The sequence below is a fragment of the Poriferisphaera sp. WC338 genome (genome assembly GCF_050931845.1).
In the GTDB taxonomy this organism is placed as follows: Bacteria; Planctomycetota; Phycisphaerae; order Phycisphaerales; family Phycisphaeraceae; genus Poriferisphaera.
In genome coordinates this window covers 232,072-248,171 of record NZ_CP194516.1, presented here as the reverse complement: position 1 = coordinate 248,171, position 16,100 = coordinate 232,072, and the positions used below count along the sequence as shown (strand labels likewise).

11 protein-coding genes are annotated in these 16,100 nt (G+C 51.3%); 5 read left to right on the top strand and 6 right to left on the bottom strand.

Annotation, left to right across the window (positions count from 1 at the left end):
- Nucleotides 1-488: 488 nt before the first annotated feature.
- Nucleotides 489-827 carry a hypothetical protein gene (locus tag ACQ6WK_RS01010; RefSeq protein WP_432798880.1) on the top strand — a complete coding sequence of 113 codons (339 nt, stop codon included), beginning with the start codon at nucleotides 489-491 and terminating at the stop codon, nucleotides 825-827.
- Nucleotides 828-929: 102 nt separating this feature from the next.
- On the opposite strand, the gene ACQ6WK_RS01005 is transcribed toward ACQ6WK_RS01010, so the two are convergent.
- On the bottom strand, nucleotides 930-1,622 hold the full coding sequence (locus ACQ6WK_RS01005; RefSeq protein ID WP_432798879.1) for a hypothetical protein: 693 nt from the start codon (nucleotides 1,620-1,622) through the stop codon (nucleotides 930-932).
- A 631-nt stretch (nucleotides 1,623-2,253) separates the two neighbouring features.
- Here ACQ6WK_RS01005 and ACQ6WK_RS01000 point away from each other — a divergent pair.
- Together ACQ6WK_RS01000 and ACQ6WK_RS00995 are read left to right on the top strand one after the other, a co-directional pair.
- Entirely contained in the window at nucleotides 2,254-5,922 is a 3,669-nt protein-coding gene (locus tag ACQ6WK_RS01000; protein ID WP_432798878.1) for a beta strand repeat-containing protein, read from the top strand.
- Between the two features lie 234 nt (nucleotides 5,923-6,156).
- Nucleotides 6,157-8,421, top strand: coding sequence for a glycoside hydrolase family 2 protein (locus tag ACQ6WK_RS00995; RefSeq protein WP_432798877.1), 2,265 nt, complete (start codon nucleotides 6,157-6,159; stop codon nucleotides 8,419-8,421).
- A gap of 21 nt (nucleotides 8,422-8,442) precedes the next feature.
- Here ACQ6WK_RS00995 and ACQ6WK_RS00990 read toward each other — a convergent pair whose 3' ends face one another.
- On the bottom strand, nucleotides 8,443-9,273 hold the full coding sequence (locus ACQ6WK_RS00990) for a hypothetical protein (RefSeq protein ID WP_432798876.1): 831 nt from the start codon (nucleotides 9,271-9,273) through the stop codon (nucleotides 8,443-8,445).
- Between the two features lie 871 nt (nucleotides 9,274-10,144).
- On the opposite strand from ACQ6WK_RS00990, the gene ACQ6WK_RS00985 reads away from it, so the two are divergent.
- Nucleotides 10,145-11,266 carry an AAA family ATPase gene (locus ACQ6WK_RS00985; RefSeq protein WP_432798875.1) on the top strand — a complete coding sequence of 374 codons (1,122 nt, stop codon included), beginning with the start codon at nucleotides 10,145-10,147 and terminating at the stop codon, nucleotides 11,264-11,266.
- A gap of 376 nt (nucleotides 11,267-11,642) precedes the next feature.
- Nucleotides 11,643-12,677, top strand: coding sequence for a flotillin-like protein FloA (floA, locus tag ACQ6WK_RS00980; RefSeq protein WP_432798874.1), 1,035 nt, complete (start codon nucleotides 11,643-11,645; stop codon nucleotides 12,675-12,677).
- 53 nt (nucleotides 12,678-12,730) lie between these two features.
- Here the strand turns inward: floA and ACQ6WK_RS00975 are convergent, their stop codons facing one another.
- From ACQ6WK_RS00975 to ACQ6WK_RS00960, 4 genes are all read right to left on the bottom strand, one after another.
- The gene (locus tag ACQ6WK_RS00975; protein ID WP_432798873.1) at nucleotides 12,731-13,840 is read right to left on the bottom strand and encodes a GTPase; all 1,110 of its coding nucleotides are present in this window, start codon (nucleotides 13,838-13,840) and stop codon (nucleotides 12,731-12,733) included.
- Between the two features lie 24 nt (nucleotides 13,841-13,864).
- On the bottom strand, nucleotides 13,865-14,347 hold the full coding sequence (locus ACQ6WK_RS00970; RefSeq protein ID WP_432798872.1) for a hypothetical protein: 483 nt from the start codon (nucleotides 14,345-14,347) through the stop codon (nucleotides 13,865-13,867).
- An 8-nt stretch (nucleotides 14,348-14,355) separates the two neighbouring features.
- The gene (locus tag ACQ6WK_RS00965) at nucleotides 14,356-14,829 is read right to left on the bottom strand and encodes a hypothetical protein (RefSeq protein ID WP_432798871.1); all 474 of its coding nucleotides are present in this window, start codon (nucleotides 14,827-14,829) and stop codon (nucleotides 14,356-14,358) included.
- A gap of 123 nt (nucleotides 14,830-14,952) precedes the next feature.
- Complete coding sequence (locus ACQ6WK_RS00960; RefSeq protein WP_432798870.1) at nucleotides 14,953-15,732, bottom strand: type III pantothenate kinase; 780 nt, start codon at nucleotides 15,730-15,732, stop codon at nucleotides 14,953-14,955.
- Nucleotides 15,733-16,100 lie beyond the last annotated feature (368 nt).

Genomic DNA, 16,100 nt, shown 5'->3' with positions numbered 1-16,100 from the left:
ACACACTCCCACAAAAACAAAACCCAAAATCTCTCTTGCACTTTCATGCAAAACCTAGGATAATCTAGGTAGCGTCTATCGCATGATTAGGCGGCTGACATTAAAAGAGATGTGCGTTCTAATCGAACGTTGCCCTACGGAAAACTGCAACATTTCTAACCAACGGGCGCGTGCGGGCAGGGACACCCTATGGAAATTCGTATGTAGTATGATGATGTTCATAGGGTGTTGCCTTGTCTCGCGTCGTTGGTCAGGCTGTTGCAGGCCTTCCGTAGGCGCGATGACGGGCAGCACCCTTTTTCTATGCGCCCATCCCCCGGGAGCATCCCCCCCTGTACGTAACATCAACAGGCTTTACCGCCATCTGATTTACAGCGCATTGTCCCGACCCCCGGAACTCCCCTGTCGTCTTGCCCGCCGGCGCGGCAGGGGAGCATTTTGATCTCCGTCATCAAATCTGACAAGCCGATGAAAGAGAAACATCCATCATGATCCATCACATCCACTGCCCCGCCTGTAAAGAAGAGATCATCTTTCCGTGTAAACACCCCAATCCTTTCGCGCAAGTGCCGCTTGAACATGATCGCGTTCCCGTCAATGGCAACCTCGCCCCTTACTTCAACTCCGCAAAGTACTCTTTCACCAAAACGCAACTCAAATTTCTTTTTCTGCTCGATATGGTTGGTGATCCGTTCCCTTCGCCAGATCAACTTCCAGAACTCGATTCTGAATGGTTAAAGCACATTCAAGCCGCTGATCCCGAGACGATCCTCACGTTGCTCATGCACACTTTTAGTCACTGGGACAACATTACCAACCCGCAATGACCCCAGGGGTGGAACCCGCGGGCTTGAATAGTGATTGATTAACGATGCGTTGCAAGTCAAAGAGCAAACTTGCGGAGATTGAAACGAACAAGGAGGGTGAGATTAAACCAAAACCTCGCGGTTCAAGTCTGAGTATGGGTATAGCCGTTCTTGTTTGAGCTTGTCCATTAACTTCTCTGCGCCGTACATACGGCCGTAGTCCATTTCTTCCTGATGCACGAGCATGCACAACATAAGTTCATGATGTTCACCATCGACTTCGAAGCTGCGTTTTTTGAAATGCAATTCATCAAAGACGACGTGGTACATGAGTCCTTCACGCTCGAGCATGATATCGATCATGTCGCCGGGCTTGATGACTTTTTCACGTGCATACACGCTGACTTGTGACATGATCTCACGCGCTTTGATGTACAAGCCGTAATAAGCTTTGTCTTGTACGGTGCAATCGCCGGCATGAAAGCGGACTTCAAAACCTTCGGGACGTTTGGCTTTGGTGAACATAACCAGTTCGAACATGCCGTGCTCGTTGGGGAGCGGGCCGTCGCCGTTGATTTCGATCATGCCCACGGTGCCGAAGCCGGTCCCGCGAACCTTACCTTCAAACTCACGGACCTCGACTGTTTCTTCTGGCACGATCTCGTTGAAAAGATACGCATGCGGATGCCCGAGCAATTTGCCCATGGCTCGTTCTTTGCGATGCTCAAAGGCAGCGCGCTGCGCGGCCATGGCCTCTGCGCCGCCACCGCCGCCCATCTTCAAAATTTTACCGATCCATCCCGTCTTGCTGCTCATCATCGGCTCCCGTGATATGGAATCTACAGATAGCTCACGAAAGATCTGACACCTTTCGACCAAACAGCCAACTGATTGTGTTTCTCAGATCAAACCTGAACCATAAACCTGAAGCGAATTAAACCTGACTAAAAAGTTCGTGAACGCCACAACATTGATACCCCCCTCATCCCCTCCACACGCACCCATTGACAAAGCACGATCACTCTCACAGCAGCATCAGAAGCTGCCACCCCACATCTTACATAGGCTAATATCACACCTGCAAGACTTTTTTCATTCCCCCGCTCTTTCCATTCTAATCACACTCAATAAAGCAAACTTCATTCGCTGGGCGAATCTCAAATTCCCCAGTTTGCCATACTGCAAACATCTCTCATCATTTTCTTGTGACTTACTTCGGTTTTCCCTACCTCTTTACGGCTCTTCCGCAGTTGTATTCTATGACAGTCGCATTACATTACCTACTGTCATATTCTTTGCGCTCCGCGCGCAGAGCGCTTTACCAAAAACTGCATAAAAAAGTATTCATGCAAACGCTGAGCACTCAGCGGCTGCAGGCAACATCACATCCCTTGTAGACACATTGATTTTGTTCCATCAATAAAACGCAGGGCGAGGAGAGACGACCATGAACGCTATCCATTCATCAATCTTGTTGTGCGCCATCACTGCTGGCAGCACATGCTTCAACACCACCTTCGCCGCAACGACCTCCACCCCGACGCCCACCTCCAACATCTGGCAAGGCGACACCTCCGACGACTTCTTCGATGCCACCAACTGGGAACTCGGCATCCCCGGCAGCCCACATGCTGACCTCCCCAAAACAAACATCCCAACCTACTTCGGCCCATACAATGTCCTCGACCCCGTTACAGGTAACCCAACCGGCGTCTTCGCATTCCCTGCCGGCCCCGCACTCATCGACATCAACGACTTCACCAGCACATCAACATTCACCATGGCCGCATACGATGGACTCAACCAACTCACCATCAGCGGGGGCGCAACGCTCACCGCTACCGGCACTGTCGGCGCGGCAACCAACAACGGATACGTCCCCACCGGCGCAATCCAAAAAGCACACCTCATCCTCGACAACGGCAACATCGACGGCACATGGAGCTTCACCGACAACTCAAAAGTCACCATCAAGTCCGGCACCATCACCCGACAGTCAACTTGGAACGGCCGAATCGGACAATTCGTCGTCGATAACTTCGCCACCTTCCAAAACACCGCCGGCACACTCAACCTTTCCAAAGAAACCATCAACAACGGCACCATCAGCTTCGACGCCACAAACCCCGCAACACAAACCTACAACATCGCCATAGACAACGGCAATGAAACTTTCCTCACCGGTTCCGGCCGACTCCGCCTCCTCGGAAGCAACCATCGCATCCTAGGCTCAGGCACAAACTTCTCAACAATCAACAACGCCTCATCACACAGCATCCAAGGCAACGGAACCATCCGATCACTCGTACTCAACAACAACGGTGAACTCGACGCAATACACTCATCAAGCGGTAACACACTTCTTCTCGACGGCATCATCCTCAACCTTAACGCCGGCAGCAACACCAACGTAAGCACATTCGCCACACTCGAATTCAAAAACTCAACCATCAACAACAACGACTCCATCTCCATCCGACAAAACGCCAACGTGCGATTCACCGGCACCAACACCGCCAACGACGTCCGCTTCACACAAGACGGCAACGTAGACGTCGACGGTACCACCACCTTTAATAACCTCTCACTCGCTGAAGACATCACACTCAGCCACAACACCAGCAGCGTAAGCCTCAACGGCAATATCATCAACAGCGGACTCATCACCTTCCAAACCGGAACCACCACACGCTCCCTTAATGTCGACAGCAACCCCGCAAACACCACACGCTTCCTCGGCAACGGCATACTCGAATTCAACGATACCTCTCAACGCATCATCGGCTCTGGTACCAACTTCTCCATCGTCGAAAACGGTACCGGCCACACCATCCGTGGCAACGGCAACATCCAACAAATCACACTCAACAACGCCGGCACCATTCAGGCATCTGGCGGCAACCTTCACCTCAACAACATCATCTTCAACCACCAAGGCGGTAACATCACCGTCGACAACGGTAGCTCACTCCAACTTTCACACATGACGTTCAACAACGCGCCTTCCATCCAGACCAACCAAACCGGAATCATATATGCCTCCGGCGGAACCTACAACGACGTCAACTTCCAAGGCACAGGCAACGTCGAACTACACAACTCAATCACAACATTCAATAACCTCACCACCACCGCAAACGTCACACACAACACCGCCGCCGCAAACCTACGTGGCACCATCAAAAACAACGCTACCATGTCCTTCCTCAACGATGCCACCACACGCACATTCCAAGTCGACGGAAACGGTGCTAACACTACCGACTTCATCGGTAACGGCACTCTCCAGTTCCATCAAAACAACCACAGACTTCTCGGCTCAGGCCAAACCTTCTCATTCGTCAACAACGGTGCCGACCACACCATGCAAGGTAACGGCACCATCCAATCACTCACACTCGACAACGCCGGTACAATCCGCGCTGAAAACGGAACACTCCTCATAAACGCCGTCGTCCTCAATCATGTCGACCACGGCGGCGGTGGTGGCGGTGGACGTATCATTGTCGATAACGCAGCAACACTCGACCTCACAAGCACTACGCTAAACAACACACCCACCATAGAAACAAACCAAACCGGCATCGTCAACATCACTGGCAGCACCCTCAATGACAACTCCAACATCACCGGCACCGGTACCGTCAATCTCAACAGCACCGCTTCCACCTTCAACAGTCTCACCACCACCGCAAACATCACACACAACACCGCCGCCGCAAACCTACGCGGCACCATCAAAAACAACGGACTCATCTCCTTCACCAATGACGCCACCACACGTACATTCCAAGTCGACGGCAACGCCGCAAATACCACCGACTTTAGCGGCAACGGCACACTTCAATTCCTGCAAAACAACCATCGTCTCCTCGGCTCCGGACAAACCTTCTCATTTGTCAACAACAACGCAAACCACACCTTCGCAGGCAACGGCACCATCCAATCACTCACACTCAACAACGCCGGCAACATCCACGCACAAAACGGCACACTCCTCATGAACGCCATTGTCCTCAACCACCAAACCGGCGGTGCCGTCACCATTGACAACGGCAGCACACTGCACATCAATAGCTCCACCACCAACAGCGGGCCCATCATCCAAACCAACCAAACCGGAATCGTCCAAGTCACCGGCACAACACTTAACAACACACTCTTCCTCGGTGACGGCACTACCAACCTCACCGGAACCGCCTCAACACTCAACGCAATTGAAAACAGAGCAAATCTCGTCCACAGCACCACCTCCGCAAACTTACGCGGCACCATCAAAAACCGTGGGACCATCACCTACCTCGACGACACCACCACACGAATATTCCAAGTTGATGGCAACGCAAACAACACCACCACCTTCTCCGGCTCAGGCGAACTCCTCTTCGAAGCCGCACCAAACAGGCTCGCAGGCTCCGGCAAAACATTTTCATTCGTTGAAAACACCAACGGACACTCCATCCGTGGCTCTGGCACCATCCAAAACCTCACACTCACCAACACTGGCAACATCCATGCCCAAAACGGCACGCTGAATTTCTCCAACAGCGACCTCATACACCAGAGCGGCACCGTCACCGCAGACACCGGCGCCACACTCCAATTCACCGGCTCATCAACACTAACCGCCACAGGTGGTACCATCTCAGGCGGAGGCGTCATCCAGGGCATTGTCATCAACAACGGCGCATCCCTTAACCCCGGCAACTCCCCCGGACTCCTCACCATCCACGGCAACTACACACACGGCACAAACGCAGAGCTCGTCATCGAAATCGTCAGCGACCAGAACAACGCCAAAGGACGCGGATACGACACACTCAGCATCACCGGCAACACCGACATCACCGGCGACCTCCGTGTCGTCCTCAACAACGACCAGATCATCACACAAGGCACCACCTTCCAAATCCTTTCCGCCTCCTCCATCACGGGAACCTTCGGCTCCCTCCTCCTCCCCAACGGTGGGCCTGCCAACCCCTACTTCTCCATCACCTACAACCCGAACAGCATCCTCCTCACCGCGCTCACCGACATCCCTGTCCCTGAGCCCGCCTCCCTCCTGCTCCTCTCCGCCGCATCCATCCTCATCACTCGCCGCCGTCGCGCTGCATAACCGCATGATCGCCGCAAACAACCAAACTTTGCACACAACGCTCTTGGCTTTCCAAGGGCGTTTTTCTTTCATATCCCACCCACTAAACGCCCTATACCTACTTTCTACCCCTAGATCAGTGTCTCTGATATTTATTCTTGGATTACAGCTATGGTTTGAAGATATGAACTGAGGTATTCCTAGTACGCTTAACTGTACTGATCTCAATAACCTGCACGAATTCAGGAATCATCCATGGCCGTAACATCGTATTGCTTTTTTGCTATTGCCCTCATCGCCGGCTTCGCCTTCTTCTCAGAAGTCGCCGCAGCCGCACCCAACAAACTTCAATCCCGATGGGCCAAAGATGTCAATCCATCAAACACACTCCCCGAATACCCCCGCCCACAACTCGCTCGCGAAAACTGGACCAATCTCAACGGCCGTTGGCAATACGCCATCACTGCCGCTCTTGATAACCAGCCCAAAAGTTGGGACGGCCAAATCCTCGTTCCCTTCGCGATCGAATCCAAACTCTCCGGCGTTCAAAAACCTCTCTTGCCTAATCAGGCACTCTGGTACAACCGTACACTCAACCTCACCAAACCGACCAACAACGACCGCACGCTCCTGCACTTCGGTGCTGTCGATTGGCATGCCACCGTTTATGTCAACAACCAAAAAGTCGGCGAACACCGCGGCGGGTTCACTCCCTTCACCTGCGACATCACTAGCGCACTGAACAACACCGACACACAAACACTCACCGTTCGTGTTTGGGACCCGACCGACCAAGGCTCACAACCCCGCGGCAAGCAAGTCCTCAAACCCGAAGGAATCTACTACACCGCGGTCTCTGGCATCTGGCAAACCGTTTGGCTCGAAACCGTTCCCAACACCTATATCACCTCCCTCAAAATCACGCCTGACTTCGACAACCGAACAGTCAACATCACCACAAACACAAACAGCCCCGCTGGCGATCTCACCATCAACATCACCACCGCTCATGATGACAGCACCATCTCCAGCTATCCAAACGCACCCGTTGCACTCAGCACAAAAAACTGCGAAGCATGGTCCCCTGACGAGCCCAACCTTTACGACTTCACCGTCGAACTCAAACAAGATGGCAAAGTGATCGACACGGTCACAAGCTACTTTGCCCAACGTAAAATCCATTTCCAAAAAGACGATGGTGGGATCAATCGCCTTTACCTCAACAACGAGCCGCTCTTCCAATATGGCCCCCTCGATCAAGGTTGGTGGCCCGCAGGTCTTTTCACCGCGCCAACCGATGAAGCGCTACGCTACGACATCGAAATCACCAAAGCTATGGGCTTCAATATGACGCGCAAACACGTCAAGATTGAGCCCGCACGTTGGTACTACCACGCAGACAAACTGGGCTTGCTCGTTTGGCAAGACATGCCCACACTATCTGCCGCCGGCCACAACCAAGGCATCCCTCCACACGGCAGCGACATCAACGCCACCGCACAACTCCACAACCAATTCACCGCCGAGTGGAAAGAGATCATCGACACGCTTTACAACTCACCTTCAATTGTGATCTGGGTTCCCTTCAATGAAGGCTGGGGCCAGCACCAAACCAACGAAGTGATGAACTGGACCATGGATTACGACCCCACGCGACTTGTAGACGGTCCAAGCGGATGGGTCGACCGCGGCGTCGGCCATCTCAAAGACATGCACAACTACCCCGCACCCAATATGTTCCCGACCATGCCCGACCGCGTTTCCGCACTGGGCGAATTTGGCGGCATCTCACTGCTGATCAAAAACCATCTCTGGCAACGCGACAACAACTGGGGCTACATCCAAAACGAATCCAAAGAGGAATTCCTCAAACAATACAATCAGTACATGCTGCAACTCCGTTCACTCATTGACAACGGACTCGCTGCCGCGGTCTACACGCAAATCACAGATGTCGAGATCGAAACCAACGGGCTGCTCACCTACGATCGTGATGTCATCAAGATCGATCCCGGCACGCTCAAAGAAATACACGCGCCGCTTTATCGTCCTGCCATGAAGCAGAAGGTCATTGTTCCTTCCGCCAAGCAGCGACCTCAAAAATGGCGATACACCGACAAAAACCCCGGCTCCAACTGGTTCAGAACCAACTTCAATGACAACCGCTGGAAAATCGGCTCCTCCGGCTTCGGCACTAGCGACACACCCAACACCATCGTCAATACCACATGGAACACCGGCGATATCTGGCTGCGTAAAGACATTAAACTCAGCGAGAAAGAACTGAACAACAATCACGAATGGCAAATCTCTATCTTCCATGACGAAAATGCCACCGTCTATATCAACGGCATCCTCGCCCTTCAAACCACCGGCTACACCACCACCTACATCAACATGCCCATTCGCCCCGAGGCCATTGACGCTTTAAAACCCGGCAAAAACACCATTGCCGTGCACTGTCATCAAACAGATGGCGGCCAGTACATCGATCTCGGCCTTATCCAACTGGTGCCATAAACAAAACTAAATCATCTAGATCTACACAGCCCCACCTTTTCGCCTACGGCGAATCATCAACATCCCAAGCGAGATCATCCCCGCCGCCATCGCCGATGGTGTTGGTACGATCACAGGCAACTCACCCCCATTTTCTACAAACTCGCCTAACGTCACTGTACCAACATCTACCAAACCATAAATCCCGCCATCAAGTGAAATCGGCCCAGATGGATTGCCAAGATATGTGATACCTATATCAATATCCTCAAAACCACCAAAACCGATACTGTATAAATCTTCTAGCGCAACATCCTGTTCAAGCGCAAACAGCGAATCCTCTGCAACAATGCGTCCTTCACGGAAAAAGTAATTATCAATGTAATTAATACTATTACCATCAGCATCCGTGGCAACATGTTCATTAGTCACACCAAGCGTATCAGATTCAAGCGGAAAGGATCCAATTACCGCATAGGTGGTGCTCGTATCAGTAACAATCGGACTGTCGAGCGCAAAATACTCCCAATCATCCGAGTTACTTACACCTGATACCGATGCGAGAACCTCGCCAGTATCCGCATTGTAGAGCGTCACTGTCTCCAAGTTCCCCGCATTGCCGCTCCACTTGGCAAGTTCTGTAATCAAAATATCTTCTTCAGCAACAGTAAACGCATAACCCGCCGTCAACGGCGTGTCACTCGTTCCTTGATACGCATAAGGACTTTGATTTCCGTTCGTAAACCCACCCCCCTTTCCTAACTGATATAGCGTCTCCGCCGCCGCATCATTCATAATGCCAAACCCAGCCAACGATGCCACCGTTGCAATCGTTGCAATCGTTGCTAAGTATTTTGACCTTCTTTTTTCCATTTCAACCAATCCTTTCCTAACTTGATCAGTAACGAGTCAATAAATATGAAAACAAATAATGATCTCATAAATCAAAATCACCCACGCAAGCAACGAATGAGTACCGAATTTCAACAATTGCTCAGACTCATCAACCATTGGATGCGTCAATCAATTAACTGATTTTCTCCAATACAAAATTCCCAATACATAACCTCATCAAACAACCACCGATTCAAACAACATATAATCGGCCGTCATATACAGTCCTAAAAACAATCACGCAGGACGAAACAATAAACAGTTAATCTGCAAAGAAAAGCGCATTAAAAAATAAATGGCTTCTCAACGCACTAATAGTCAATACAAAACTGATAGGCATCCAACCCAACGACAATATTATCTGAATTCTCCTCCTAACAGACAACAATCCACACTTCTCATCCTTCAGGTTTTACACCGCATCCAACTCATTACATTTAGCAATATCCCCCACCTCCCAGTCACACATGACAACCATCAACACATTTTCTTGAGGCTAACAGATCGTAACCCTTCATCATCCCACCTCCATTCGAATCAGCGTTCTAATTTTCTTTCGCCATCAAAAGAACAACGATCAAGCGCTGTGCAAATCTGCCCGCCCTTACACCACCAACACATCACACATCTCAAACACAAACCGACACTAAAAAACCAAGGTTTTTTTCGCTAACCACACACGGTATCCACTCCCATAGTCAGCACTAGGTCTTGTGCCAATCCCCCGAAAATTAACCGAACCTACAGATCTGCTCTCATCAACTTCAAACATATTGCGTCTTCCATACATACCGTACAAGTTTTATAATGCCTCACCCAAACAGTAGTTACCCCTCAGGAGATTTTCACAATGCGTGCGATCGTCACCGGCCAGGTTGGCATGGACAAACGCTCTTACTTTGACAAAGTCGTCAACCTTGCCGGCAACCGCGGCGAGAACGTTCAACTTTTTAATGTCGGTGACATGATGTACGCCGAAGGGCGAGACATCCCCAAAGGCCGCATCTTAGACCTCCCCCTCTCTCGCCTGAACACGCTCCGCCGCTCCGCGTTCAAGGACATCATCGCGCAATCCAAAGGCCAAGAGAACATCATCGTCAATACACACGCCACCTTCCGTTGGCGTCACGGCCTCTTTGCCGCCTTCGACTTCGATCAAATCAAAGAACTTGAAATCGACACGCTCATCGTCCTTGTCGATAACATCGAAGTCGTTTACGACCGCCTTCATGCTGACCACACAATCGATGCCACACTCAAAGATTTGATGGTTTGGCGTGAAGAAGAAATCATGGCCACCGAACTACTTGCACAAGCACTTGGCCTTGGCAACAACTTCTATGTCCTCTCACGAGGCCGACATGAAGAAACGATTGAAACTGGTTTCAAACTGATTTGTCGTCCACAACTCCGAACGGTGTATCCAAGTTTCCCGATGACGCACGTGGTGGGCATGCCAGATGTTTTAGAGGAGATTGATGCATTCCGCGCGGAACTCGCCAAACACTTCATCACGTTCGATCCGGGCGATGTGGATGAGAAGCTGCTACTGGATCAGGCTATTGCCGCAGCCAAAGAAGGCAAGGACTTCATCGAAACCGAAGCTCATTCCTTCAGCGGCAGTGCCAGCCAGGTGCGCGTCTCTGTCAAACAAGTACTGGACATCGCCGGTGATATCGACGGGCAGATCTATGCCCGTGACTTCAAGCTGATCGACCAAAGCGATATCATTGTCTCATTGGTTCCCGAGCTTCCCGACGGTATGCCGGGGCTTTCAAGTGGTGTCGAACGTGAACTACAACACGCTTTTGAACACGGCAAGGAAGTCTACGTCGTTTGGAAACCTGAGATTAAACAACCAAGCCCATTCATCACCGAAACCGCAACCAAGGTGTTCAAGACGACCGACGAAGCGCTCACATACTTTGAAGAACAAGGCATGTTTGCCGAGACCAATCTGTTCGGCCACTAATCAGCGCAGCCGAACACGATCGCCCTAAACACGCCGCTGGTGAGAACAGGCCAAGTGAAGCGGGCAGAAGATAAGCCGTTGTTGGAAAGCGCACCTGCCTTCAAGATCGATATAATCTGCCATTCGAAACCGCCCACGCTAACCCGTGGGCTTTTTTGTGCCCACCCTATCGATTGATACTGCAAAAATGAGGATGCATTGCATGCCAAATGCGAAGATGCGAGAAGTCACGGAGAGATGTAGATAAATCGCCGGCTTGCGGATAGTCTATGGCATATGCCGAGGGTAATCGGCAGCGACGACGGGAAGCCACAACGGCGCTTCCCAAGAACGATCGCAATACCTTTGATCTTCTTCCATCCGAAAGGATAAAACCATGGGCGGCGTTCAAGCCTTTATCATCGCAGGGATTGTTATTGGCGGTATTATTCTGCTGATCATTCTGGCGTTCTTGTCACGGTTCTTCAGCTTATGGATTCAAGCACAAACCTCACAAGCTCCGGTCAAAATGTCCTCACTGGTCGGGATGTGGTTCCGAAAAGTGAACCCGAAGGTGATCGTGCTCTCACGCATCCAGTCGGTGAAAGCCGGCATTGATGTCTCGACCAATCAGCTGGAAAGCCATTACCTCGCTGGCGGGACCGTGCCGCGCGTGGTTAACGCACTGATTGCCGCCGACCGCGCAAGGATTCAACTGCCGTGGGATACGGCGTGTGCGATTGATCTTGCCGGCCGCGATATTCTTGAAGCCATCCGTACCAGCGTCGACCCGAAGGTGATCGACTGCCCGAACCCAAGTGGCGGTAGTGATCGACTCGACGCCGTGGCCAAAGACGGTATCCGCCTATTGTGTAAAGCCCGTGTGACCGTGCGAACCAATCTCGCTCGGCTCGTTGGTGGTGCGACCGAAGAAACGATCATCGCTCGTGTCGGGCAAGCCATCGTCAGTGCCATCGGCTCACAGCCAAGCTATAAAGATGTGCTTGAAAACCCGGACGGCATCGCACGCAAAGCGCTTGAGTCCGGCTTGGATGCGGGTACCGCCTTTGAAATTTTGTCGGTGGATATTGCTGACATCTCCGTGGCAGGTGTGGACCGTGAAGCAAACGTCGGCGCGAAGTTACAAGCCGAGCAAGCCGAGGCAGACAAACAACGGTTCCAAGCGGAAGCGGAGAAACGCCGCGCGATGGCGATCGCTCAAGAGCAGGAGTTTAAAGCTGAGGTTCAGAAGAACAAGGCGTTGGTTGTGCTAGCGGAAGCTGAGGTGCCCAAGGCGATGGCGGACGCATTCCGCAGCGGCAACATGGGCATCATGGATTACTATCGCATGAAGAATATTCAGGCGGACACAACGATGCGCGACAGCATTGGTGGCGGTGACAAAGATGGTAATGGCCAAAAGAAAAAATAACCGCTATCTCAAATCGAAAATCGATCACGCGCCCAGTTATTCTGGGCGTTTTTTTATGTCGCTTGGTGATGACGAAGCTCATCGCAAAAAGCCCAAAGTGGCATGGATTGGTCTGATCTAAGTGCAAGGTAAAACGTGAGGCCAAGCTTATCAATGATCGCTGCTTGAAGATGATCCATATTGCGACCAGTATGGGCAGAAATACTCAACACTTCCGATGACAAATCATCTTCAATTGTCTCAGCCTGTCCATCTGTATCAACCTTATTTATCACCCATAGATCCGGCGTGCTAGGCAAATCCTCAAGATCCGGAAAATCCTGTTCAGGATCACGCATAGCGATCAAAAGATCAGCCGTCTCAAGCACAGATCTCGCAAGTTTGATCGCGGCTTGCTCAATATTATCTGATGAAGATCGCAGCCCTGGTGTATCGAACCATTTGACTGCAACATTGCGTGCAGGTTCAAGGGTGGAATTGATCGTTGCATCAGAACCGCGAGGGAATGGTGACAACTCAACAAGAGCACCGACCCAGTCTCGTGTCGTGCCGGGAAGGTCGGCAACCAACGCAGTAGATTGACCAGTAAGACGATTGAGCAACGCAGATTTGCCGACATTTGGTTGGCCAACAACCGCCACTGTTGGTGGCACGATGAGCTTGTTAAGAATTGCGGTGTCACGATTGATCGCGTTCCAGTTTAATGGTTGATTAGACGCGAGCGCATCCAGCCATCGTGCAGGTTGCGCAGCAAGGGTCGGAATGGCAGCCGGTGAAGCGGCGCGCGAAATCGCAAGCAATGATTCGGCTTCGATCGAAGAAGTCGCTTCGGGAAAAAGCGATTGCGCCGATGGCGTGGGATTGTAAGTGCAGCCGAGAGATTGCAAGTGAGTGAGCAATTTGTGTACAACGCGCGGGCCGCCATGTGGAAAGAGCATTACAGTCTCACCCTGCCCTGCTTGCTGAAGAACAGCAAGCCCTTCATCAATCCCCGCAAAATCTGCAAGGATCAATCGCCCAAACGGAAAGGATGACTTGCCGGTAAGCTTGGTAAGCAGTGCCACAAGCATTTGGTGCGTGCCGGTGATTTGCAGGATCGCTATAGCGCCGGGCGCATCCGCCGTGAGTAAAGTGAGCTTGGGTTGTACCGTAAATTGATTCATACATCTAACAAATAATAAGAGAGATCAGGAAGCAGAGGCGTCTTGATCTTTGATGAAGGACGGCGGCTGCATCTGCATAGGCGCGCCTGTAGGAAAATTCACAAGTTGAATCACCAGTGCAATGCCAGCGGGAATGAGAGTGATGGTGTGGTTACTAGTTAGAAAAGCGCCGATGATCGCAACGAGGTAGACAGCAAGCATCAACGAAAGCAATAAGAGATTTGCAAACACGTAAGCCTGCGGCGTGATGCGGTGAGATTTCCAACCTTTCTTGTAAGTTTGCATCCGTATGAAGTAACCAAGCGGAATAAGCACCGCGAGGATAATACAGAGCGCCACGGTAATATTGGGAGCAAATTCAGGAATCGGCTGAGGAATAGGCGGTGAGTAAAAAAGCAAAAAGAACGCTCCACCGAGTTGGCCGCCGATCAGTGCAAGCCAAGTGAGCTTCATAACATGCGTGGTGCGCTGGATCTCGGTAAGGTTAGGTGTGCCGGTGGACTTCATGAAAGAGATTATACATTGAGATTACCGATGGTTTGGTGAGCCTTTAGCGTGATGGGGCCGGCGGGGGGAAAGGCGGCGAGAAGCGCGAGAAATGCAATTCCTGCAGCAATGCATGTGGGGAAGACGGGGCCAATGAAAAAGGCGAAGACGAGAGCGACGATAGCGGGACCTTCACAAAGAGCGCAGCAAATGATGATCGCGTTGCCATAGGCGCCGAGTTCAACAAGACCGTCCTCGTTTGTATTACTTTTGAAGATAACAGCACGAACAATGAAAGCGATAGGAATACAGATGAGCGCGCCGAAGGGCAAGTAGATGAAAAGGTCACGGTTGTTACCTGACGGCGTGGGCGGCTCGACAACAAAAGCGAAGACCGCTGCAATGACCACAACGCCGAGGCAGAGAGCACCCCAGATGATACGGTTGGTCATGAGGGCTTGTTTGGAATTGGCGGGTGCGCTAGATGATTGGTTCTCAAACATATTCAACCTCGGATATTTTTGCTGGGACTGCAAACTAAGAACATTGTAATTCAAGTCAAAAAAGAAAACACCAACGAAATGTTGGTGTTTGTGTTATATCTTCGGGTAACAACAAACGAGGAATTAGGCTTCGGCTTCCTGCTCGAGGTGTTTGCGAAGGGTGACGGCAATGCCAGAGAGCGTGAGGTTAGGCACAACACGATCAACAAGTTCGTAGTTGCGGTAAAGCAACTGCGAGTCGCCGCCTGTCGCGACGACAAGTGGATATTGCCCCGTTTCTTCGGCAAATTTTTCGACGAGTTCGTGAACCATGCCGCGAAGGCCATAGAAAACGCCAGCCCGCATAGCTTCGATGGTATTATGTCCAATGGCCTCGACAGGTTTCTCAATAAAAGTTTCAGGCAGTTGTGCCGTTCGACGGGCTAGCGAATCAAGTTGTGTTTGCGCGCCGGGTGCGATGGCACCACCGTGGAACGTGCCGGAACCATCAACAAAATCAACGGTGATTGCAGTACCTGCATCCACAATGACGCATGATTGCTTAAGTACATCGTAAGCTGCCGCCGCGTTAAGCAGACGGTCCTCACCCACGATCGCTTCAGGATCGAGTTGCCGCCCAATAGGAATCGTAATATCACGCTCCAAGCGAACTACATCGCGACTGAGATTTTCTTTGACGAGTTCTTCGATGTGTTCCTCGGCATCTGAGTTCACCGAGGACATGAGCACAACGGTGTCTTCGCGGTCACGCAATTGTTGAAATGCGTGAGACATGGCGTCGCAAAGTTTTGCTTCACGGCCATTCACATAAGTTGCGGTTTCAACGAGATCGCCTTCGACGAATGCGCCCAGACGGGTGCGGGTGTTACCCACGCTTACTGCAAGAAGATTCACTTTGATCATATGAGACTCAAAAATGGGCGGCCACGATCAAGGCTTGGGTTGATCCGGAACAAACAAGCCAATGAGCGACCAGCCGGTTATATTGCCAGCAGGTTCCGACAGAAGTTTACACACAAATGCGCGAATAGAAAAACGGACCTCCCCTCTACCCGCGAAATTAGACACAGCAACGCGACTTTATCCGTAACAATCCCAGTACGCACAGGGAAACGGTTGGCCTTTGCCTTTCTAAGTTTATCCATCGATACCTACTTCATACCGTATGGAATGAAGCGATTATCACGATTTGACCCCACGAAAAGTGAGACGAATGATCGTAAGCCAGAGGATTCTGCCCACCTGGCGGCATAGTATGCTTTGACTCGCAA